We start from the raw sequence: 17,956 nt of genomic DNA, 5'->3' as shown, positions 1-17,956 counted from the left end.
GTCCGGCGTGCTGAGGCCGGACCGCTTGCATCATCACGAGGGTTATCGCCATGAACGAGATCGTCACGCTGGAACGCCGGCAGCTGCTCGGACGGCTCGGTGCCGTCCTGGCCGCCGGCACGGTCGCCGGGATCGTTCCGGCCGCCGCGGCGCAGGGTGCGTCCCCGGCGGGATCGGGAGCCCAAGGCGCGTTCGGCCCGCTGAAGCGGGTCCGGGCCGGCGACCTCGAGGTCGCCTACGTCGAGGCCGGCCCGGCGGACGGCAAGCCGGTCCTGCTCCTCCACGGCTGGCCCTACGACATCCACAGCTACGCCGAGGTGGCGCCGGTGCTCGCGGCAGCGGGCTACCGGGTGCTGATCCCCTATCTCCGAGGATACGGCGCGACCCGCTTCCTCTCGGAGGCGACGCCGCGCAACGGCCAGCAGGCCGCCCTCGCCCACGACGCGGTCGCGTTCCTCGACGCGCTCGGCGTCGAGCGGACGCTCGTGGCGGGCTACGATTGGGGCGCCCGCACCGCCTGCATCCTCGCCGCCCTGTGGCCGGCGCGATGCCGGGCCCTCGTCTCGGTGAGCGGCTACCTCATCGGCAGCCAGCAGGCCAACGCGATGCCGCTGCCGCCGAAGGCGGAGCTGCAATGGTGGTACCAGTTCTACTTCGCCACCGAGCGCGGGCGCGAGGGATACGCCCGCTACACCCGCGACTTCGCCCGGCTGATCTGGGAGCTCGCCTCGCCGCAATGGCGGTTCGACGACGCCACCTTCGCCCGCTCGGCCCCGGCCTTCGACAATCCGGACCACGTCGCCGTCTCGATCCACAATTACCGCTGGCGGCTCGGGCTGGCGCAGGGCGAGACGCGGTTCGACGCGATCGAGCGCAAGCTCGCGGCTTTCCCGACCATCGCGATCCCGACGATCACGCTCGAGGGCGACGCGAACGGCGCGCCCCATCCCGAGCCCGCGGCCTATGCCAGGAGGTTCTCCGGGCGCTACGAGCACCGCACGATCACCGGCGGCATCGGGCACAACCTTCCCCAGGAGGCGCCGCGGGCCTTCGCGCAGGCGGTGGTGGATGTCGATGGCTTCTGAGCGTCGTGCCAGCGTGCGGAGCGTCCTGCTCCTGTGTGCCGCCGCCGGTCTCGCCCTGGCCGCGGCACGGGCGTCCGGCGACGACGCGAAGCCGGCCTCGCCGATCTACGGCGTCACCGTCCCGGACGGCTACCGGGACTGGCGCCTGATCGCCCCGGCCCTCGAGGATGCACCGCTGAACGAGCTGCGGGCGGTGCTCGGCAACGACATCGCCGTGCAGGCCTACCGGACCGGCACGCTGCCGTTCCCGGACGGCAGCGTCCTGGTGAAGCTCGCCTGGACGCGCACGCCCTCCGCCGAGTTCGAGTCGGCGACGGTGCCGGGCCCTGCCACGACCGTGCAGGTCATGGTCAAGGACGCGGCGCGCTATCCGCAATCGGGCGGCTGGGGCTTCGGCCGCTTCATCGACGGCAAGCCCGTCGACGAGGCGCAGCACCAGACCTGCTTTGCCTGCCACGAGGCGCGGGTGAAGGAGCGCGACTTCGTCTTCACCCGCTACGCTCGGTGACACTCGCGTGACGGGGCCGCGGCGCCCCGGCGCATCGCGGCGTCATCCCGGACCCCGATCGCCGGGGCGGCTGCGTCCGGACGATCCCCTGAGCCATATCCGCGGACGGGATGCCCCGGAGCCGGTGCGGCTCCGGGCACGCAAACCGGGGATCGTTCTCGATGACCGGGGGTACGTCGACGGGATCGGGCGAGCTGCGATTTGCGAGGTCACATGGCGAACGCGCAAGTCGCGATGCGGATGACGGAGAGGGGCGGTTCAGTCCGCCACGGGTTGCGGCCTGGATTGTCGCGGTGGAAGGCAACCCAGTCGTCCCGGCCGGTGGGCGAGTTCGTGCGCCTCCCGCTCGCTCAACGCCCTCGGGGCGGCCTCGAGTACGGCCAGCCATTCCACGATCTCGCGGGTCGCCTCAGAGTGCAGCCGGCGGCTTCGGCGGGGTCCTTCGTCCCGAGTCTGACCAACACGGTCCACTTGCCGACCAGCGGGCGCAGGTGGGCCGGCACGTCCTTGCGCGCGGAGTAGACGCCGTTGTGGTGTTTCAGGGACAGGCCATCGGAAAGGGGCATCCCTATCACCCGTTTGCACCAGCCAGGCCGTACGACACCGTTTCAGGGCAGCAACTCACCGGAATGATCGAGCTTCTAGGAAGCCTGGCGGAGAGGGATGGACCGTCCAAGCAGGCCAAAAAACTCAATCAACTCAAGAGTTTCATGCAAGGCTTTCCGCCTACTTTACGTCAGACCGCTGGACCGCGTGTCCAGACTTCCGTGACAGCCGGCACTGCGCTTCGGGGCCTCAACCCGCTTCGTACTCATGGGCGAACACATACCATGCACGGGATGGTCCACGGCCTCTGGGACTGCAATTTCTGTCTTCATCCTAGCGGTGGTCACGTGGCGCCGTGTTCCCTTCAGGTTTCTCGACGGACACAAGAAAGCTGAGATCGGAGCACGGCCTTCCGAACACACATAATCCCGCGGAAGGCGTCGTCGGTCTGCCTTTCCCTCAGATGGGCCGAGGTTGCGGCCTCGCTCGCGCCGATGGCAGGTCTTGGCGGAAGGCCGTGCATCATCCTTGCCGCGACAGCCCGCATGGGCCAGCTCGGATCGGCACCCTGCATTGCGGGGTCGACCTTGCGCGGCTCGAAGCCGCGTCAGCGTCGCAGCAGGAGCTGTCGACACTGCAGCTTGCGCCGGATAGCGAAAATCCGCGCGCGCCAATGAAATTCAGCCAGCACCATTCACACGAAACCATCCCTGTCTTTATGATAAAGCGCCCTCATAGATCGATCGGGCATCGTCATAAGTCACTTCCCGAGGATTATTGACCAGAAGCCGTGTCTGCTTCATGGCGTCCTCCGCCAATCGATCGAGGTCGCCGGCCGTGATCCCGACCTCGGCGAGGGATGCCGGCAGCTCGCAATCCCGGCACAGGCTCTCGAGCGCCTCGAGAAATCGCGTCGCCGCCTCGTCCGGGGCAAGACCGGCTGCGGCCGGGTCGAGGATCGGGGCCAGCTCGGCGTAGAGGCCCTGGGCCTGTGGAAGGTTGAACCGGACGACGCCGGTGAGCACGAGGGCGTTCGACAGCCCGTGCGGCACGTGGAAGAGCGCGCCGATGGGGTAGGCGAGCGCGTGGACCGCCGCGACCGGCGCGTTCGCGAACGCCATGCCGGCGAGCATCGAGCCAAGGAGCATGTTCGCGCGGGCGTCCAGATCGCGACCGTTGCGGCATGCCGTCCGGAGGCTCCCGGCCAGCAATGCGAGGGCCTGCCGGGCGAGCTGGTCGGACAGGGGGTTCTTGCGGTGACGGCTGGTATAGGCCTCGATGGCGTGCACCATGGCGTCGATGCCGGTCGCGGCGGTCACGGCCGGCGGCAGGCCCAGCGTCAGCTCGGGGTCGAGGACGGCCCAGTCGGGCAGGAGGCGGGGCGAGACGACGCCCTTCTTCTCGGTCGAGGGGGTGGTGACGATGGCGATCGGCGTCACCTCCGATCCGGTCCCTGCCGTCGTCGGGACGAGGACGAGCGGCAGCCGCGCGCCCGTCGCGAGCCCGACCCCGTAGATGGCATCGAGGCTCTCGTCGTTCCGGGCGAGGTACGCCACGAGCTTGGCGGTATCCAGCGCCGAGCCGCCGCCGATCGCGAGGACCAGCTCCACCCCGGCCTCCCGCGCCCGGGCGACCGCCGCCTCGACGACGTGGGACGGCGGATCGGCGGCGACGTCCTCGAACACGGTCAGGGCGATGCCGGCCTGGGCGAGGCCGGCCTCCGCGTCGCGGGTGAGCCCGGCCTCCCGCACGCCCCGGTCGGTCACGAGCATCGCCCGGGAGGCGCCGAGGCCGGACACGACCGGGGCGAGCTTGCGGACGGCGCCGGGCTCGAACAGGACGTTCGGGGTGGTCTGGAAGGTGAACGGGTTCATCGTGATCGTCTCTTCCTCGATATCCGGCAGCCGGGCCCGCGCGCGGGCCCGGCCCGTCGGCCCTCAGGCCGGCCTGCGGGCGGCGGTGGCGACGGGCGGAGCCTCGTCGGGCTCGGCGCTGACCGCCTCGAGCGCCATGCCCTTCGTCTCGACCCCGAGGACGGCGACGACGACGCCCTGCACGAACAACCCGGCGGAGATCAGCCCGAGCACGGCTCCGATCCCGCCCTTGGTGTAGAGGAACGCGATCAGGAACGGGATGCCGATATTGGCAAGCCGCCCGGTCGTGCTGCACAGCCCGACGCCGCGCAGCCGGATCTCGGTCGGGAACAGCTCGGGCACGTAGGCGGCGATGCTCAGCGCGCCGAGGATGAACACGCAGGCGACGAGGCAGAAGCCGAGGGCCATCACCAGCACCGGATCCGACGCCTGCGGGTAGGCAAGGCCGATGACGAGCGCCACGAAGGAGAACAGGACGATCCCGCGCTTGCGCCCGATGCTCTCGGCCATGAGGCAGCCGAGGAAGGCGCCGAGCGGTGCCCCCAGCGTCATCACGGCGGTGAAGCCCAGCGAGCGCGTCACCGTCAGACCCTGCGCCAGGAAGAAGGTCGGCATCCAGGTGATGAAGCCGTGGGTGATGAGGTTGTTGACGACGTTGATGACGATGCCGGTGATCGTGCGGACGAGGAGCTGGCCCCGGAACAGGGTCGAGAGGGGGGTGTCCACCGCCGCCGCGGGGGCGATGCGCTGGACGGGGGCGGCGGGCACGGCACCGGGCCCGTAGGCCTCCTCCTCGATCCGGCGGGTGATCGCCTCGGCCTCGGCGTGACGGCCCTTCGCCTCGAGCCAGCGGGGCGATTCCGGCATGTTCTTGCGCATCAGCCAGACGATGCCGGCGCCGATGCCCGCGATGGCGAACATCCAGCGCCAGCCGAGATACGGGATGATCAGGAAACCGCCGAAGGTCGCGACGAACAGGGCCGAGTTGGTGAAGACCGCAAGCAGGGCCGCGTAGCGGCCGCGGATCGCCGGGGGCATGAACTCCGACAGGGTGCCGTACCCGACGACGATCTCGGCCCCGAGGCCGAGCCCCATGACGAACCGGAAGGCGGTGAGCCAGACGATGTCCGGGGCGAAGGCGGCCGCCAGCGACGCGATCCCGAACACCGCGAGGTTGAACTGGTAGGTGAAGCGCCGCCCGTAGCGGTCCCCGAGCACGCCCGCGAGCCAGGCGCCGACGGTCATGCCGGCGAAGGTCGCCGAGAGGAACCAGGCGTTGCGGTCGACGTCCGACAAGCCTTCGCGCACCAGGGCGCCGAGAACGCCGGCAGCGAGGTAGATGTCGAAGCCGTCGAAGAACATGCCGGCTCCGACGAGGAACAGCATGCGGGTGTGGAACTTGCCGCGCGGCAACCGGTCGAGCCGGTATCCGATGGATGACCTCGTCATGGGCGTCTCCTCCTCGCCGCAGCGCCGCATCGGCGCAGGGTCGTTGGTGTCTCCCGCGCCCGTCGGGCGCGGTTCCTCGCAGGCGGGCTCTCAGGCGGGGCCTGCGTCCTCGCACAGGAAGCGGAAGGCGAAGCCGTCCCCGTTCTCCGCGATGCGGACCGCGTGGGGCGCCATGAAATGGCCCGGGAACAGGACGCCGTTCGTCCGCGCCACCTCGGCGAGGAGGCGCCGCCGCGTCCGCGCCGCAGCAGGGGGATCGAGGCAGCCCATGCAGTTCCAGTCCGGATTGAGCACCTGGACGGGGTGGTGGACGACGTCGCCGGTGAAGGCCGCCGTCTCCGGCCCGCAACGGAGCCAGACCGCGACGTGGCCCGGCGTGTGCCCGGGTGCGGGCTCCAGGTGCAGCACGCCCTCGAGCACGTGGGTCTCGTCGACGATCAGGGCGCGGCCGGCCTCGAGGATCGGCAACACGCTGTCGCGATAGGCCTGGAGATGCGGGCCGCCCGCACCCCGCGCGTGCTCCGCGTGCCAATAGGCATGCTCGCGGCGGCCGAAGACGTAGGTCGCATTGGGGAAGGTCGGCACCCAGCGCCCGTCGACGAGCCGCGTGTTCCAGCCGACATGGTCGGCGTGGAGATGGGTGCACAGGACGTAGTCGATCGCCTCCGGGGCGGCTCCCGCTTCTGCCAGCCGGTCGAGGAACGCGGTCGACAGGGTGCACCAGTCGGGCCGCGCATCGCGCCGCTTGTCGTTACCGACGCAGCCGTCGACGAGGATGCGCCGGCCGCCGACCTCGACCAGCCAGGAATGCATCGAGAGGAGGAGGCGCCGGGTGTGCGGGTCGAAGTGGTGCGGCGCCATCCAGGCGAGGTTGGCGGCGATGTCGGCCTCGGTCGCGAGGGGGAAGAAGCGCAGCATGTCGAAGCTGCGGTCGACCATCTCGACGATCGGCGTGACGGTGGCCGCCCCGACCCGGAACCTCACGCCACCGCCTCCCGGAGCGCGGCGGGGTCGCGCTCCCCGGCCTCGGCGGCGGCCGCGCCGAGCTCGGCGCCGGCGGCCTCGCGCAGCGGCCGGATGCACAGGACGGAGACCAGGGCGGCGGCGGCGATGTAGCCGGCGAGCGGCCACCAGCTCCCCGACCAGGCCCAGAGCGCGGCGGCGAGGATCGGCGTCGGGCCGCTCCAGAGCACGGTGGCGAACTGGTAGGCGACCGACACGCCGCTGTAGCGGATCGCCGCCTCGTACTGCTCGGCGAAGAGGCTCGGCTGGACCGCCTGGGTCGTCGCCTGCCCGAAGACGAGGCCGAGCACCATCGCGACGGTGATCAGGACCGGGTCGCGGGATGCGATCAGCAGGAAGAACGGGACGATGAAGAGGCCGATGAACACCATGCCGCCGGCAAAGACCCGCTTGCGCCCGATGCGGTCGGACAGGGCGCCGAAGAGCGGCTGCGCGACGAGGCAGGCGGCCGCCGCGACCATGAGCGCGTTGAGCACGACCGGGCGCGGCACGCCCAGCGCCGTAGTGAGATAGGCGAGAGAGTAGACCGCGAAGACGTAGAAGGAGGTGTTCTCCGCCGCCTGCGAGCCGATCAGGAGGGCGGTCAGGCGCTTCCTGCGGGACAGGACGGTGCCGATCGGCAGGGATTCGCGCCCGCCCGTCTGCTTCAGGCGCTGGAAGCTCGGCGACTCGGCGAGGCGGTGCCGGATGACGATGCCGACGAGGAGCAGGACGCCGCTGAGCAGGAACGGCACCCGCCAGCCCCAGGCGGCGAAATCCTCGGTGCTGGTGAGCCCGGTGACGGCCGCCATGACGCCGGAGGACAGGAGGAGGGCGGCCGGGATCCCCATCTGCGGCCAGCTGCCGTAGAAGCCGCGGCTCCTCGGGCTGGCATGCTCGACCACCATCAGCGTCGCGCCGCCCCACTCGCCGCCGACGGCGAAGCCCTGGAGGAAGCGCAGGGCCGTGAGCAGGACCGGCGCCCACACCCCCAGCGTGGCGTAGGTCGGCAGGAGACCGATCAGGAAGGTCACCCCGCCCATCATGCCGAGGCTCAGCACGAGCATCGCCTTGCGGCCGAGGCGGTCGCCGTAATGCCCGAACACGATGCCGCCGATGGGGCGCGCCACGAACCCGACCGCGAAGGTCGCAAAGGAGGCGATCACCCCGGTCGTCGGGTCGGCGGCCGGGAAGAACAGCGTGTTGAAGACGAGCGCGGCCGCCGTTCCGAAGATGAAGAAGTCGTACCATTCGAGCGTCGACCCGATGAAGCTCGCCAGCGCGACCTTGCGGGTATCCGCCGTCCCGACCTGCGGGGTGCCGGCCTGCATGAATCGTCCTCCCGAGTTTTGTTCGATCGTGTCGCCGCAAGCCGGGCTGGCGCGTGGGACGTCCGGCCCGTCGCGGAGCGCCCGCCCGGACGCCGTTCCTCCGGGCGGGCGGCGTCAGGGAGCCGGGCGGTTGATCGGGATCTCGACGTCGAGCAGGGGCGCGTGCTGCTGGGCGCCGTACACATCGGTGTCGCCGATGTCGCCGGCGGGCACGAGGCGCGGCAGGGTGGCCTTGAAGGCGGCGGCGGTGTCGTAGGGCGTGAACAGCACGTCCTCCTCGGGCACGCCGTAGAGCCGGGCAAAGAGGGCCGCGTTGAGCACCCCCGTCGCCTTGACCTCCCGGTAGACGGCATGGTCCTCGAACAGGACGTCGATCGTGACGAGGAACGGCCCGGCGTTCTTGCTCTTGCAGATCTGGGCGATATCGCGGATGCGCGGCATGGCTATCCTCTCACCGTCTCGTACTCGATCGGGAACATCTCGTAGGGATCGTTCGGCGCGACGACATGGAAGACGCTGAAGCGGTACATCGGGCCGAGCTCGATGTCGGACGGGCTGAACGGGAAGGCCATGTTGCCCTCCTTGCAGAGGCGCCCGGGGAAGTCGGCGTGCAGCATCGAGGTGCGGGCCATCGCCACGACGGCGTTGGCGATGTCCTGCGTCTTGCCCACGATCTCGACCACGAAGCCGAGCTCGTGCGAGGTGATCGCCGTCTGCGGCTCCCAGGCGGCCATGACGCCGTCCTTGCCGTAGGTTCGCACCACCATCGTGTAGTCCGACGGCGGCACGCCGAAGGCGGCGGCCTTGGCGGCGACCTTGTCGCGGTGGGTCGCCAGGTAGCTGTCGATCTGCCCGATGAGCACCGGGTCGCGGGTGCCGCAGATCGTGATCGCCCGGTAGCCGACGCGCTCCACGCCCTCGAGCTTCACCGTGTAGGTCGGGGCCGGCGTCCAGGTCATGCCGCCGACCCGGACCGCGCGGTCGCTCACCGCCTCGAAGGTGCAGGCGCTGGTGTCGAGGAGGCCGCCGGGCTCGGTGTGGTGGATCGGGCTCGCATTCTCGTGCAGGGCGAAGTTCGCCACGGCGAGCGGGGTCGAGCGGCGGATCGGGTTCGGCGGCTCACAGATGAGGTGATCGTCGCGCACGCGCAGGAAGATGTTGTCCGGCTCCTTCGGCACGGTCGGCTCCGCGCCGCATTCCAGCATCTTGCCGGCGTACCAGGCCGGGGCCGGCGGGATGCCGGCCCGCATCGCCGGGGCGGCCCATTGCGCCGGATCGCTCGAGCGGCCGGCGAGGATGACCTGGGCGCCCTCGTCGAGGGCGCGGGCGAAGGGCTCCGGCCCCATCATGCCGACGATGCGCTCGGCCCGCTCGACGGTGGCCTGGTCGAGGGGCTTCATCTTGCCAAGGGGCCGGACCTTCTCTTCGGCGATGCGGTCGAACAGCCAGTCCTTCGGCTGCTCGGAATGGATGAGGGCCATCTTGAACGACAGGCCCTCTTCCCGGGCGATCTCGCGCACCAGGGCGGCCGTATCCTGGAGGTGGGGCTCGCCGCCGGCGCCCCCCGAGGTGCCGATGATGCAGGGGATGCGCGCCGCGACCGCCGCGAGCAGCATCAGGCGCAGGTCGCGCTTCACCGACAGGCGCGACGTGAAGGACTTGCCCGAGCCGAGATAGTACGGACCGGGATCGGTGCTGCCGCCATCGCAGCCGATGACGTGCGGCTCCCAGGTCATGCCGATCTTCAGCGATTCCTCGGCGAAGCCGTAGCCGAGGATGCCGCTGGTCGAGAGCATCCGGAATTCGTTCACGAGGCGCTCCTGGACTTCAACGATGCGGGATCAGGCCGAAACCGTCTTGGCGGACTCATCGTGATGCACCCTGCACGGCATCCTCGGCGAAGGTGCCGAAGCGGCCGTCGAGGTAGAGGAGGGGAGGCCGCGTCGGGTCGGTCGCGGCCGAGAGGACGCGGCCGATGAACACCGAGTGGGTGCCGTAGCGGTGCTCGGCCTCGAGCGCGCAGTCGAAGCTCGCCAGGGCGCCGGCGAGGATCGGCGAGCCGCCCGGCGCCTGGGTGCAGGCGAGCCCCTCGAAGCGGTCCTCGCCCTTGATGCCGGCCCGACCCGCGAACCGCCCGGCGAGTTCGAGATCCGCCTCGGACAGGATGTTGACGGCGAAGCGCCCGGTCCGGCAGATCACCGGATGCGCGCTGGCCGTGCCGTTCACGCAGGCGAGCAGCGTCGGCGGCGCGTCGGTGAGCGAGCAGACCGCCGTCGCGGTGAGCCCGGTGCGGGACCCGGGCTCGCCGCAGGTGATGACCGCGACGGCGCCGGGCACGGTGCGCATGCAGCGGCGGAACTCCGCGGGGTCGACGAGGGGCGTGCCCTCGAACCGGTTCGGCTTGAGCAGTGCATTCACGACGGACGGCCCTCCTTGCGCCAGTCGCCGGCAAGGGGACGCTCGAGCCCGAGATTCTCCCTGAGCGTCGTGCCGGCATAGTCCTTGTGGTAGAGGCCGCGCCGCTGGAGTTCGGGCACGACGTAGCGGGTGAAGTCCTCGAAGGCGCCCGGCGTGTGGGTGGCGGCGAGGACGAAGCCGTCGCAGGCGCCGCCTTCGAACCACTCCTCCATCTGGTCGGCGACGGTCTTCGCCGTGCCGCAGAAGATCGGGAACTCGCCGATCGTGCCGCGGCCCGAGAAGTGGACGAAGTCGCGCACGGTCGGGTTCGGCTTGCCGCTGAGCGCCACGACGCGGTCGCGAAAGCCGCTCCAGGACAGCCGCTTCAGGTCCTCGTCGGTGAACTCGGAATCCGGGTCCTTGGAGGCGAAGTCGAAGTTCAGCGCCTCGGAGAGCAGCACCACGGCATCGACGGGCTTGGCCAGCGCGCGCAGGTACTCGCGCTGCTCCTCCGCGGCGGCCTGGCTGTCGCCGACGACGACGTAGCAGGCCGGGCACACGCTGACGCTGTTGGGATCGCGTCCCGCCGCCGCGACCGCGTCCTTGAGGTCGCGGTACTGCTTCTGGCCGGCGGCGAGGTTCGGGTAGACGACGAAGATCAGCTCGCCCCAGCGGCCCGCGAAGGAGCGGCCGCGCCCGCTCTGCCCGGCCTGGATCAGGACCGGATGCCCCTGCGGCGAGCGCGGCACCGGCAGGGGGCCCTTGGCCGAGAAGTACCGCCCCTCGTGGCGCAGGGCATGGACCTTGGCCGGATCGGCGAAGCGGCCCGTCTCCTTGTCGACGAGGAGGGCGCCGTCCTCCCAGCTGTCCCAGAGGCCGAGCACGACCTCCATGAACTCGTCGGCACGGTCGTAGCGCAGGTCGTGCGGCAGGTGCTCGGTGCGGCCGAAATTCGCCGCTTCGGAATTGTTGAGCGAGGTCACGACGTTCCAGGCCGCCCGGCCCTTGCTCATCAGGTCGAGGGTCCCGAACAGACGCGCGACATGGAACGGCTCGTAGTAGGTCGTGGAATACGTGACCCCGACCCCGAGCCGGGTGGTCACCGCCGCCATCATCGTGAGGATGCAGAACGGGTCCATCTTGACGACGCGCACCCCGTTCGCGACAGCGTCCCGGTAGTCGTCGGCGTAGATATCCGGCATGGCCAGCCGGTCGTCGAAGAAGGTGAGGTGGAACTTGCCCTCCTCCATGACCCGGGCCAGGCGCTGGAAATACTCCGGGGTCGTGAAGTCCGCGGCGCTGCCCGGATGCCGCCAGGAACCCGGCGCGATCGAGCAGTTCTGCGCTTGCATGAATCCGACCATCTTGATCTGGCGCTTGTCGCTCACCCGGCGGACTCCCTGTTCGTTGCGACGTCGCCGGCCCGTTCCGCCGCGGGTCGTAGTGCCCACTTTTGCGCAAACGTTTGCTCAGCTCTTCGCCAGATTTAGTCTTAGGCTGGGAGAGCGTCAACGCTGGATGCGCGATTTCTCTCGCAATTCTGCTCGATTTGTTGTTTTGCAGCGCAACGCAATGCGCAAATTTTTGCGCATATCTGACTGATGAAACGAGGCCGTCGATGAGCGAGAAGAGACCCACGATCGTCACCGTGGCGGAGGCGGCCGGGGTGGCGGCGTCGACGATCTCGCGCGCACTCAAGGGGGACAAGCGCATCTCGCCGGAGACGCGGGCACGGATCGCCCGGGTGGCGCAGGAGCTCGGCTACACGCCCTACGCCTCCGCGCGCGCGCTGTCCTCGGGCCAGAGCGGCCTCGTCGGGGTCGTCCTCGGGCCGGGCACCAATCCGTTCTATGCCGAGCTGCTCTACGAGGCGGTGCGCCAGATCGGCGAGCGGGGCATGCGGCTCCTGATCATCCATGCCGGACCGGGGCCGGTCGAGAACAGCATGGCGGATGCCCTGCTGCAGTATCAGGTCGATGGCTGCCTCATCAGCTCCGTCGACCTGCCCTCGCATGTCGGCGCGGTGTGCACGGCGAACGGCGTGCCGGTGGTCATGGTCAACCGCGTCGCGCAAGCCGATACCTGCGCGGTCGTCTGCGACAACGCCTTCGGCTCGGTGCAGCTTGGAGAATTGCTGCTGCGCTCCGGCCGGCGCCGGACTGCGCTGGTGCGCACCTCCGCCGCCTCGTCGACGGCGCGCGAACGCGACGCCGGCTTCACCACCTTCATGCAATCCGCCGGTTATCCGCCGAGCTTGCGCCTCGACGGCCGGTCGACCTACGAGGGCGGCTTCGAGGCGGGGCGGCACATCGCGGCCCTACCGGCGGCGGAGCGGCCGGACTCGGTCTACGCCGTCAGCGACATCATGGCCTGGGGCGTGCTCGACGCCCTGCGCCTCGCCGGCGTTCGGATCGGGCAGGACATCGCCGTCGTGGGGTTCGACGGCCTGCCGCAATCGGCGCGGCCGATCTACGACCTGACCACGGTGGAGCAGCCGGTCGTCGCGATGATCGGGCGCGGCCTCGATCTCCTGCAGGCGCGCATGCGGGACAAGGGTTTGCCCGACGAGACGATCTCCCTGCGCGGCCGGCTCATCGAGCGCGGCTCGAGCGGACCGAAAGGCCGGTAGGCATGAAGCCGAGATGCGTGTCAGGTCTCGTCCTTGAACAGGGCGGTATGGCCCGACGACCTGACGCAGTGCAGGGAGTCGGCGATGCCCTTCGACAGGAGCGAAACGTGGTGCGCCATTCGCTCGCCCGCGGCGTTGCGCAGGATCGCCGCCAGGACCGCGGCGTACCGCAATGGCCGTGCCGCGGGCTGCGTTCTCCACCTCGACAACGGGAAACCCGACAAATCCAGAATATCAAGACCAACCGACCAACCGGCGATCTGAAACTCGACCGCTACTCTCTCGGCAGGCTGCCCTATATCGATTCAATCGAAGAGAGCAAAGGCAGACTGCCGAAGAGACATATCGGGTTTCGGCAGCCCGCGCGGTTCACTCGGCGGTCCACCCCCCGTCGATGACCGTCGAGGAGCCGGTCATCAATGCGGCCGCATCCCCGGCGAGCAGGACGATCATGCCCATCAGATCCTCGACCTGACCGACACGCCCGAGCTTGATCTTGGCCAGAACGTCGTTGCGGAACGTCGGAGACTCGAAGAACGGCTTCGTCATCGGTGTCTCGATGAAGGTCGGGCAGAGCGAGTTGACGCGGATGCGATGCGGGGCGAGGTCGATCGCCATCGCTTTGGTCAGCCCTTCGATCGCGTGCTTGGACGCGCAGTAGACGGTCCGGCGCGCCCCGCCGACATGCCCCATTTGCGACGACATGTTGATGATCGAGCCCGGCCGGCCGGCCTCGATCAGACGCCGCGCCACCGCCTGCGCGACGAAGAAGGCCGAGCGGACGTTGAGGCCCAGCACCGCATCGAAATCCTCGACCGTGACGTCGACGAACGAGGCTGGCCGATTGGTGCCGGCATTGTTCACGAGGATGTCGAAGACCTCCCGGGCGGCGAGCGCATCGCGCATGGTCGCCGGATCGGCGACGTCGAGCGCGAGGGCGTCGGCAGACCCACCCTCGGCGACAATCGCGGCCGCCGCCGCCTCGATCTCGCTGGCCGTCCGGGCCATGAGCGTGACGTGGGCGCCGGCCTGAGCCAGCGCGGCGGCGGCCGCGAGGCCGATGCCGCGGCCCGCCCCGGTGACGAGCGCCCGCCGCCCGTCGAGGCGGAGCGAAGGCGTGCGGGGCAGCGCGACGGTGCTCATCGGCTCTCCTCCTTCATGTCAGCCGCTTCCATCTCACGCTTGTGCAGGGCGAGCGCCATCAGGCGGCGGTCGCGCCACGCGCTGCGCGCACTCAGCTCCGCCGCCGGCAGGACTGCCCGGCGCTGCGCCTCCACCGTGGCGATCAGCGGCTCGTCCCAGGTCCGGTGCTGATCCGTCGAGGCGGCGATGCTCTGGTAGAGGCCGCCGAGGCGCCGGGCGTAATCGGCGACGCCGCCCGGCGCGTTGAGGTCGATGGTCTCGAACGGACCCATGAAGGCCCAGCGCAGCCCGAGCCCCTGCGAGACCGTCTTGTCGACGTCCTCGGCCGTCGCGAGACCCTGCTCGACGAGCCGCCAGGCCTCCATCAGCAGCACGCCCTGCAGGCGGTTGAGGATGAAGCCCTCCGCTTCGCGGGTCATCTCGACGGGCGACTGCCCCACCCGCTCCATCAGGCCGCGCACGCCCCGCACCGTCTCCGGCGCCGTCCACGGGGCAGGGACGAGCTCGACGATCGGCGCCAGATAAGGCGGGTTGAGCGGATGGGCGACGAGGCAGCGTGCCCGGCAGGCGACGTGCGCGGTGAACAGCGAGGCGCCGATGCCCGAGGACGAGCTGCCGACCCAGGTCTCGGGCCCGATGACGGCGTCGATCTCGCTCATCAGCGCGGTCTTCACGTCGACGCGCTCGAGGACGCTCTCCTGGACGTAGAGCGCGCCGGAGAGCGCGTCGGCGAGGCTGTCGGCCACGACGACGCGGGCGTGGATGGCCGCCGGATCCTCGACCAGGCCCACCGCCTCGAGGTCGCCCAGGCGCTCGCCGATGAGGGCCCGGGCCCGCTCGGCCGCGCCCGGCACCGCATCGTAGAGGCTGACGGCGAGGCCGGCGCGGGCGAACACGATCGCCCAGCCGCTGCCCACCAGCCCGGTTCCGACGACGGCGATCCGGCCGTCCGCGTTGGCCGTGGCCGAGGTGATGTTGGCCATGGCGCGACTTACTCCGCGACGCCGCCGTAGGGCACGTTGCGGCCGCCATAGCGCCGGACGCGGATGTTGGCCTGCTCGCCGTGGCCGACGAAGCCCTCGAGCGCGCACAGGCGCGAGCAGTAGCTGCCCACCAGCGCCGAGGCCTCGTCGGTCGTCACGCGCTGGTAGGTGCAGTTCTTCAGGAATTTGCCGACCCAGAGACCACCGGTGTAGCGCGCCGCCTTCTTGGTCGGCAGCGTGTGGTTCGTGCCGATCGCCTTGTCGCCGTAGGCGACGTTGGTGCGCGGGCCGAGGAACAGGGCGCCGTAGTTGCGCATGTTGGCCAGGAAGTAGTCCGGGTCGCGGGTCATGACCTGGACGTGCTCGGAGGCGATCCGGTCGGCGACCCGCACCATCTCCTCGTCGCTCTCGACGACGCAGACCGCGCCGTGCGTCTCCCAGGCCTGGCGGGCGATCGCGGCGGTCGGCAGGATCTCGAGCAGCCGCTCGATTTCCCGCATCGTGTCGCGGGCGAGCGCCTCGGAGGTGGTCAGGAGGATTGCCGGCGAATCGGGGCCGTGCTCCGCCTGGCCGAGCAAGTCGGTCGCGCAGAGCTCGCCGTCGACGCTCTCGTCGGCGATGACGAGGGTCTCGGTCGGGCCGGCGAACAGGTCGATGCCGACCCGGCCGAAGAGCTGGCGCTTGGCCTCCGCCACGTAGGCATTGCCGGGACCGACCAGGATGTCGACCGGGGCGATGGACTGGGTTCCGAGCGCCATCGCGGCGACCGCCTGCACGCCGCCGAAGCAGTAGATCTCGTCGGCGCCCGCGAGGTGCTGCGCGGCGACGATGGCCGGGGCCGGCTTGCCGTGGAACGGCGGCGCCGCCGTGATGACGCGAGGCACGCCCGCGACCTTGGCGGTGATGACCGACATGTGGGCCGAGGCCAGCAGCGGGTACTTGCCGCCCGGCACGTAGCAGCCGGCGGAGCCGAGCGGGATGTTCTTGTGGCCGAGCACGACGCCGGGCAGGGTCTCGACCTCGATGTCGAGGATCGATTCGCGCTGCTTCTGCGCGAAGTTGCGGACCTGCGTCTGCGCGAATTCGATATCCTCGATGTCGCGCTTGCTCAGCTGCGACAGGCAGCCCTCGATCTCGGCGTCGCTGAGGCGGTAATCGTCGCGCTCCCACTTGTCGAACCTGATCGAGAGATCGCGAACGGCGGCGTCGCCACGCTCGGCGATGTCGGCCAGGATGCCCTCGACGATGTCGCGGACCTTCTTGTCGGCGGCGACGACTTCGGTCTCGTCCTGCCCGCGCTTGATCCAGTGTTCCATCAGGGTCTCCACTTTCCGCACGACCACCCTACCGATATTGCATTCGAATGCAATCGCAGAGGCGTGCGTTTCGCTGCGTCGAATTGGGTGTGCTGCAGATCCGCCGAGGCCGCGAGACCTCGGCGATGGCTGACGCTCCGGAGGCCGTCCGGCCAGGAAATCGGATCAGGCGGCGAGAGGGCTGCGTCCGACGACCTGCATGCGCGAGGCGCAGACTATGACGCGACCTTCGACGTCTCGCCGTCGGCCAGGCAGATTTCGGTGACGAGAAGCCCGTTCTCCATCAGGCGCGAGGGGAACCGCTGGCTCAGCCGCTCCTCATGGATCGGGATGACGCGGCGGGCCTCGTAATCGACCTCCTTCATCATCGCCTCGGTCGCCATGACGAGATTCTCCTGGCTGCCGACGGCGAGGCCGACCGGCACGTACAGGGTGTCGACGTCGACGTTGGCGCCCGATCCCTCGATGTTGTCGAAGACGTAGACGAGGTCGCCGGCCAGCACCCAGTTGTCGGCGGTGCGCGACGCGGCATCGTTGCGCACGGTGACCCACATCGAGCCGAAGGTGTGGCTGTCCTGCGCGACGTGGAGGTCGATCCCCGGAAGCGCGTCGGCGAGGTCGCCGCTCACGCAGGTGAGACGCTTCTGCCGCGCCAGGTCCAGGCCCCGGATGATGTCGCCCGGATCGACGGCGGTCATCATCCAGCGCAGGCGGTCCGGCAGCGACATCGCCCAGGTCCACTTCGCAATCTCGCGTTCCTGGATGAAGAACTTCGCATTCGGGAAGTCCTCGACGTTGCCGAAATGGTCGAAATGAGCGTGAGTGATGAAGACCGTATCGATCTCCTCCGGCTTTACGCCGACTCCCGCCAGAACCTCGCGCGGCGAATGCCAGTTCTCGACGCCGAACTTGTCGGCGAGGTGCTTGCCGTAATCCGTGTTGTTGTAGCCGATGTCGACCATTGCGACATGCCCGTTGCCCTTGATGAGCACGTAGCAGTAGGGCAGCTTCACGAAGCCCTGGTTGTGGGCCCCGTAGATCACGCCGCTCTTATGGTACTTCGTCACGTAGGAATATTCGAGAACCCAGATCGAATATTGGCTCATCGTCTTTTCCTTCTTATCGCTTCATGGCGCCGCAGGTGCAGCAGGCGTGGCGGAAATCCACCATCGTCATGCCGAACACGCTTTCGGAGGTGGATTGCAGGACCGCGTAGGCGCGGGTCAGGTCGTTCGAGGCCTGTGTGAGGTCGATCTCCCCCGCGACGATGGCGACGTCGCCGAGCGCCCGCAGCGCCCGTCCGGCCAGCTCCGCGGCCCGCAGCATCCGCTGGCGGTGCGCGGCGAGGCGCGCGGGCGCCGCCAGCCGGCGGACCCGGTCGAGCGCCTCCTCCTGGACGGCCTCCGCCCGGCGCAGGGCCGGCAGGTCGAACGCGTCTCGCCGACCGCCGGCCTGGGCGAGGATGAGGAGGCCGGCGACCTGCCCGATGGTGCGCTTCAGCTCGTCGTAGGCGCGCCGGGCTTCGAGCCCGTAGCCGACGACTTGGTCGTCCAGGCCGTTCAGGGCCGCGTCGGCCGGGCCGTCATCGGCGTCCTGCGCGAGGGACTGGCACTCGACGCGGTGGACGGCCGTCGCGCTGTCGATGATCGACCATCTCGTGCTCACACTGCTCATCGATCGAACCTCGTCGTCC

18 protein-coding genes are annotated in these 17,956 nt (G+C 69.8%); 3 read left to right on the top strand and 15 right to left on the bottom strand.

Going from position 1 to position 17,956, the window contains the following annotated elements:
- The first annotated feature begins 50 nt into the window (after positions 1–50).
- Together FF100_RS05195 and FF100_RS05190 are read left to right on the top strand one after the other, a co-directional pair.
- Positions 51–1,085 (top strand): alpha/beta fold hydrolase, encoded by a 1,035-nt coding sequence (locus FF100_RS05195; RefSeq protein ID WP_139034509.1) that lies wholly within the window; start codon positions 51–53, stop codon positions 1,083–1,085.
- Positions 1,069–1,593, top strand: a complete 525-nt coding sequence (locus FF100_RS05190) for a cytochrome P460 family protein (RefSeq protein ID WP_139034508.1) — start codon at positions 1,069–1,071, stop codon at positions 1,591–1,593. The genes FF100_RS05195 and FF100_RS05190 overlap by 17 nt, the downstream gene beginning before the upstream one ends.
- A 350-nt stretch (positions 1,594–1,943) precedes the next feature.
- Here FF100_RS05190 and FF100_RS38590 read toward each other — a convergent pair whose 3' ends face one another.
- The 9 genes from FF100_RS38590 to FF100_RS05150 all read right to left on the bottom strand — a co-directional run bounded on the left by FF100_RS38590 (position 1,944) and on the right by FF100_RS05150 (position 11,556).
- Positions 1,944–2,159: a DUF6538 domain-containing protein gene (locus FF100_RS38590; protein ID WP_425463280.1), complete on the bottom strand. Its 216-nt coding sequence runs from the start codon at positions 2,157–2,159 to the stop codon at positions 1,944–1,946.
- A gap of 696 nt (positions 2,160–2,855) precedes the next feature.
- The gene (locus tag FF100_RS05185) at positions 2,856–4,013 is read right to left on the bottom strand and encodes an iron-containing alcohol dehydrogenase (RefSeq protein WP_139034507.1); all 1,158 of its coding nucleotides are present in this window, start codon (positions 4,011–4,013) and stop codon (positions 2,856–2,858) included.
- Positions 4,014–4,076: 63 nt separating this feature from the next.
- On the bottom strand, positions 4,077–5,462 hold the full coding sequence (locus tag FF100_RS05180; RefSeq protein ID WP_139034506.1) for an MFS transporter: 1,386 nt from the start codon (positions 5,460–5,462) through the stop codon (positions 4,077–4,079).
- 90 nt (positions 5,463–5,552) lie between these two features.
- The gene (locus tag FF100_RS05175) at positions 5,553–6,446 is read right to left on the bottom strand and encodes an MBL fold metallo-hydrolase (RefSeq protein ID WP_205824777.1); all 894 of its coding nucleotides are present in this window, start codon (positions 6,444–6,446) and stop codon (positions 5,553–5,555) included.
- Positions 6,443–7,795: an MFS transporter gene (locus FF100_RS05170; RefSeq protein WP_139034505.1), complete on the bottom strand. Its 1,353-nt coding sequence runs from the start codon at positions 7,793–7,795 to the stop codon at positions 6,443–6,445. The genes FF100_RS05175 and FF100_RS05170 overlap by 4 nt, the downstream gene beginning before the upstream one ends.
- A gap of 114 nt (positions 7,796–7,909) precedes the next feature.
- Positions 7,910–8,236, bottom strand: a complete 327-nt coding sequence (locus FF100_RS05165) for a DUF4387 domain-containing protein (protein ID WP_139034504.1) — start codon at positions 8,234–8,236, stop codon at positions 7,910–7,912.
- A gap of 2 nt (positions 8,237–8,238) precedes the next feature.
- Positions 8,239–9,606 carry an acyclic terpene utilization AtuA family protein gene (locus FF100_RS05160; RefSeq protein ID WP_205824775.1) on the bottom strand — a complete coding sequence of 456 codons (1,368 nt, stop codon included), beginning with the start codon at positions 9,604–9,606 and terminating at the stop codon, positions 8,239–8,241.
- Positions 9,607–9,661: 55 nt separating this feature from the next.
- Positions 9,662–10,213, bottom strand: coding sequence for a flavin reductase family protein (locus tag FF100_RS05155; protein WP_205824773.1), 552 nt, complete (start codon positions 10,211–10,213; stop codon positions 9,662–9,664).
- Complete coding sequence (locus FF100_RS05150; RefSeq protein ID WP_139034892.1) at positions 10,210–11,556, bottom strand: LLM class flavin-dependent oxidoreductase; 1,347 nt, start codon at positions 11,554–11,556, stop codon at positions 10,210–10,212. The genes FF100_RS05155 and FF100_RS05150 overlap by 4 nt, the downstream gene beginning before the upstream one ends.
- Positions 11,557–11,810: 254 nt before the next feature.
- On the opposite strand from FF100_RS05150, the gene FF100_RS05145 reads away from it, so the two are divergent.
- Positions 11,811–12,821 carry a LacI family DNA-binding transcriptional regulator gene (locus FF100_RS05145; protein ID WP_139034503.1) on the top strand — a complete coding sequence of 337 codons (1,011 nt, stop codon included), beginning with the start codon at positions 11,811–11,813 and terminating at the stop codon, positions 12,819–12,821.
- A gap of 20 nt (positions 12,822–12,841) precedes the next feature.
- On the opposite strand, the gene FF100_RS36910 is transcribed toward FF100_RS05145, so the two are convergent.
- The 6 genes from FF100_RS36910 to FF100_RS05120 form a co-directional block, all read right to left on the bottom strand.
- On the bottom strand, positions 12,842–12,994 hold the full coding sequence (locus FF100_RS36910; RefSeq protein WP_171070056.1) for a hypothetical protein: 153 nt from the start codon (positions 12,992–12,994) through the stop codon (positions 12,842–12,844).
- Between the two features lie 196 nt (positions 12,995–13,190).
- A complete protein-coding gene (locus FF100_RS05140) occupies positions 13,191–13,964 on the bottom strand; it encodes an SDR family NAD(P)-dependent oxidoreductase (protein WP_139034502.1) in 774 nt (257 codons plus the stop codon).
- Positions 13,961–14,947, bottom strand: coding sequence for a 3-hydroxyacyl-CoA dehydrogenase (locus FF100_RS05135; RefSeq protein ID WP_139034501.1), 987 nt, complete (start codon positions 14,945–14,947; stop codon positions 13,961–13,963). Before FF100_RS05135 ends, FF100_RS05140 begins: the two co-directional genes overlap by 4 nt.
- Before the next feature lie 8 nt (positions 14,948–14,955).
- Positions 14,956–16,263, bottom strand: a complete 1,308-nt coding sequence (gene hisD, locus FF100_RS05130) for a histidinol dehydrogenase (RefSeq protein ID WP_139034500.1) — start codon at positions 16,261–16,263, stop codon at positions 14,956–14,958.
- A 215-nt stretch (positions 16,264–16,478) separates the two neighbouring features.
- Positions 16,479–17,369: an N-acyl homoserine lactonase family protein gene (locus FF100_RS05125; RefSeq protein WP_139034499.1), complete on the bottom strand. Its 891-nt coding sequence runs from the start codon at positions 17,367–17,369 to the stop codon at positions 16,479–16,481.
- 13 nt (positions 17,370–17,382) lie between these two features.
- Positions 17,383–17,937, bottom strand: coding sequence for a hypothetical protein (locus FF100_RS05120; protein ID WP_139034498.1), 555 nt, complete (start codon positions 17,935–17,937; stop codon positions 17,383–17,385).
- Positions 17,938–17,956: the final 19 nt, after the last annotated feature.

Origin of the sequence: Methylobacterium terricola (assembly GCF_006151805.1) — a bacterium.
Classification (GTDB): domain Bacteria; phylum Pseudomonadota; class Alphaproteobacteria; order Rhizobiales; family Beijerinckiaceae; genus Methylobacterium; species Methylobacterium terricola.
The sequence above is the reverse complement of the archived record's forward strand: the minus strand, read 5'-3'. Positions and strand labels throughout refer to the sequence as shown.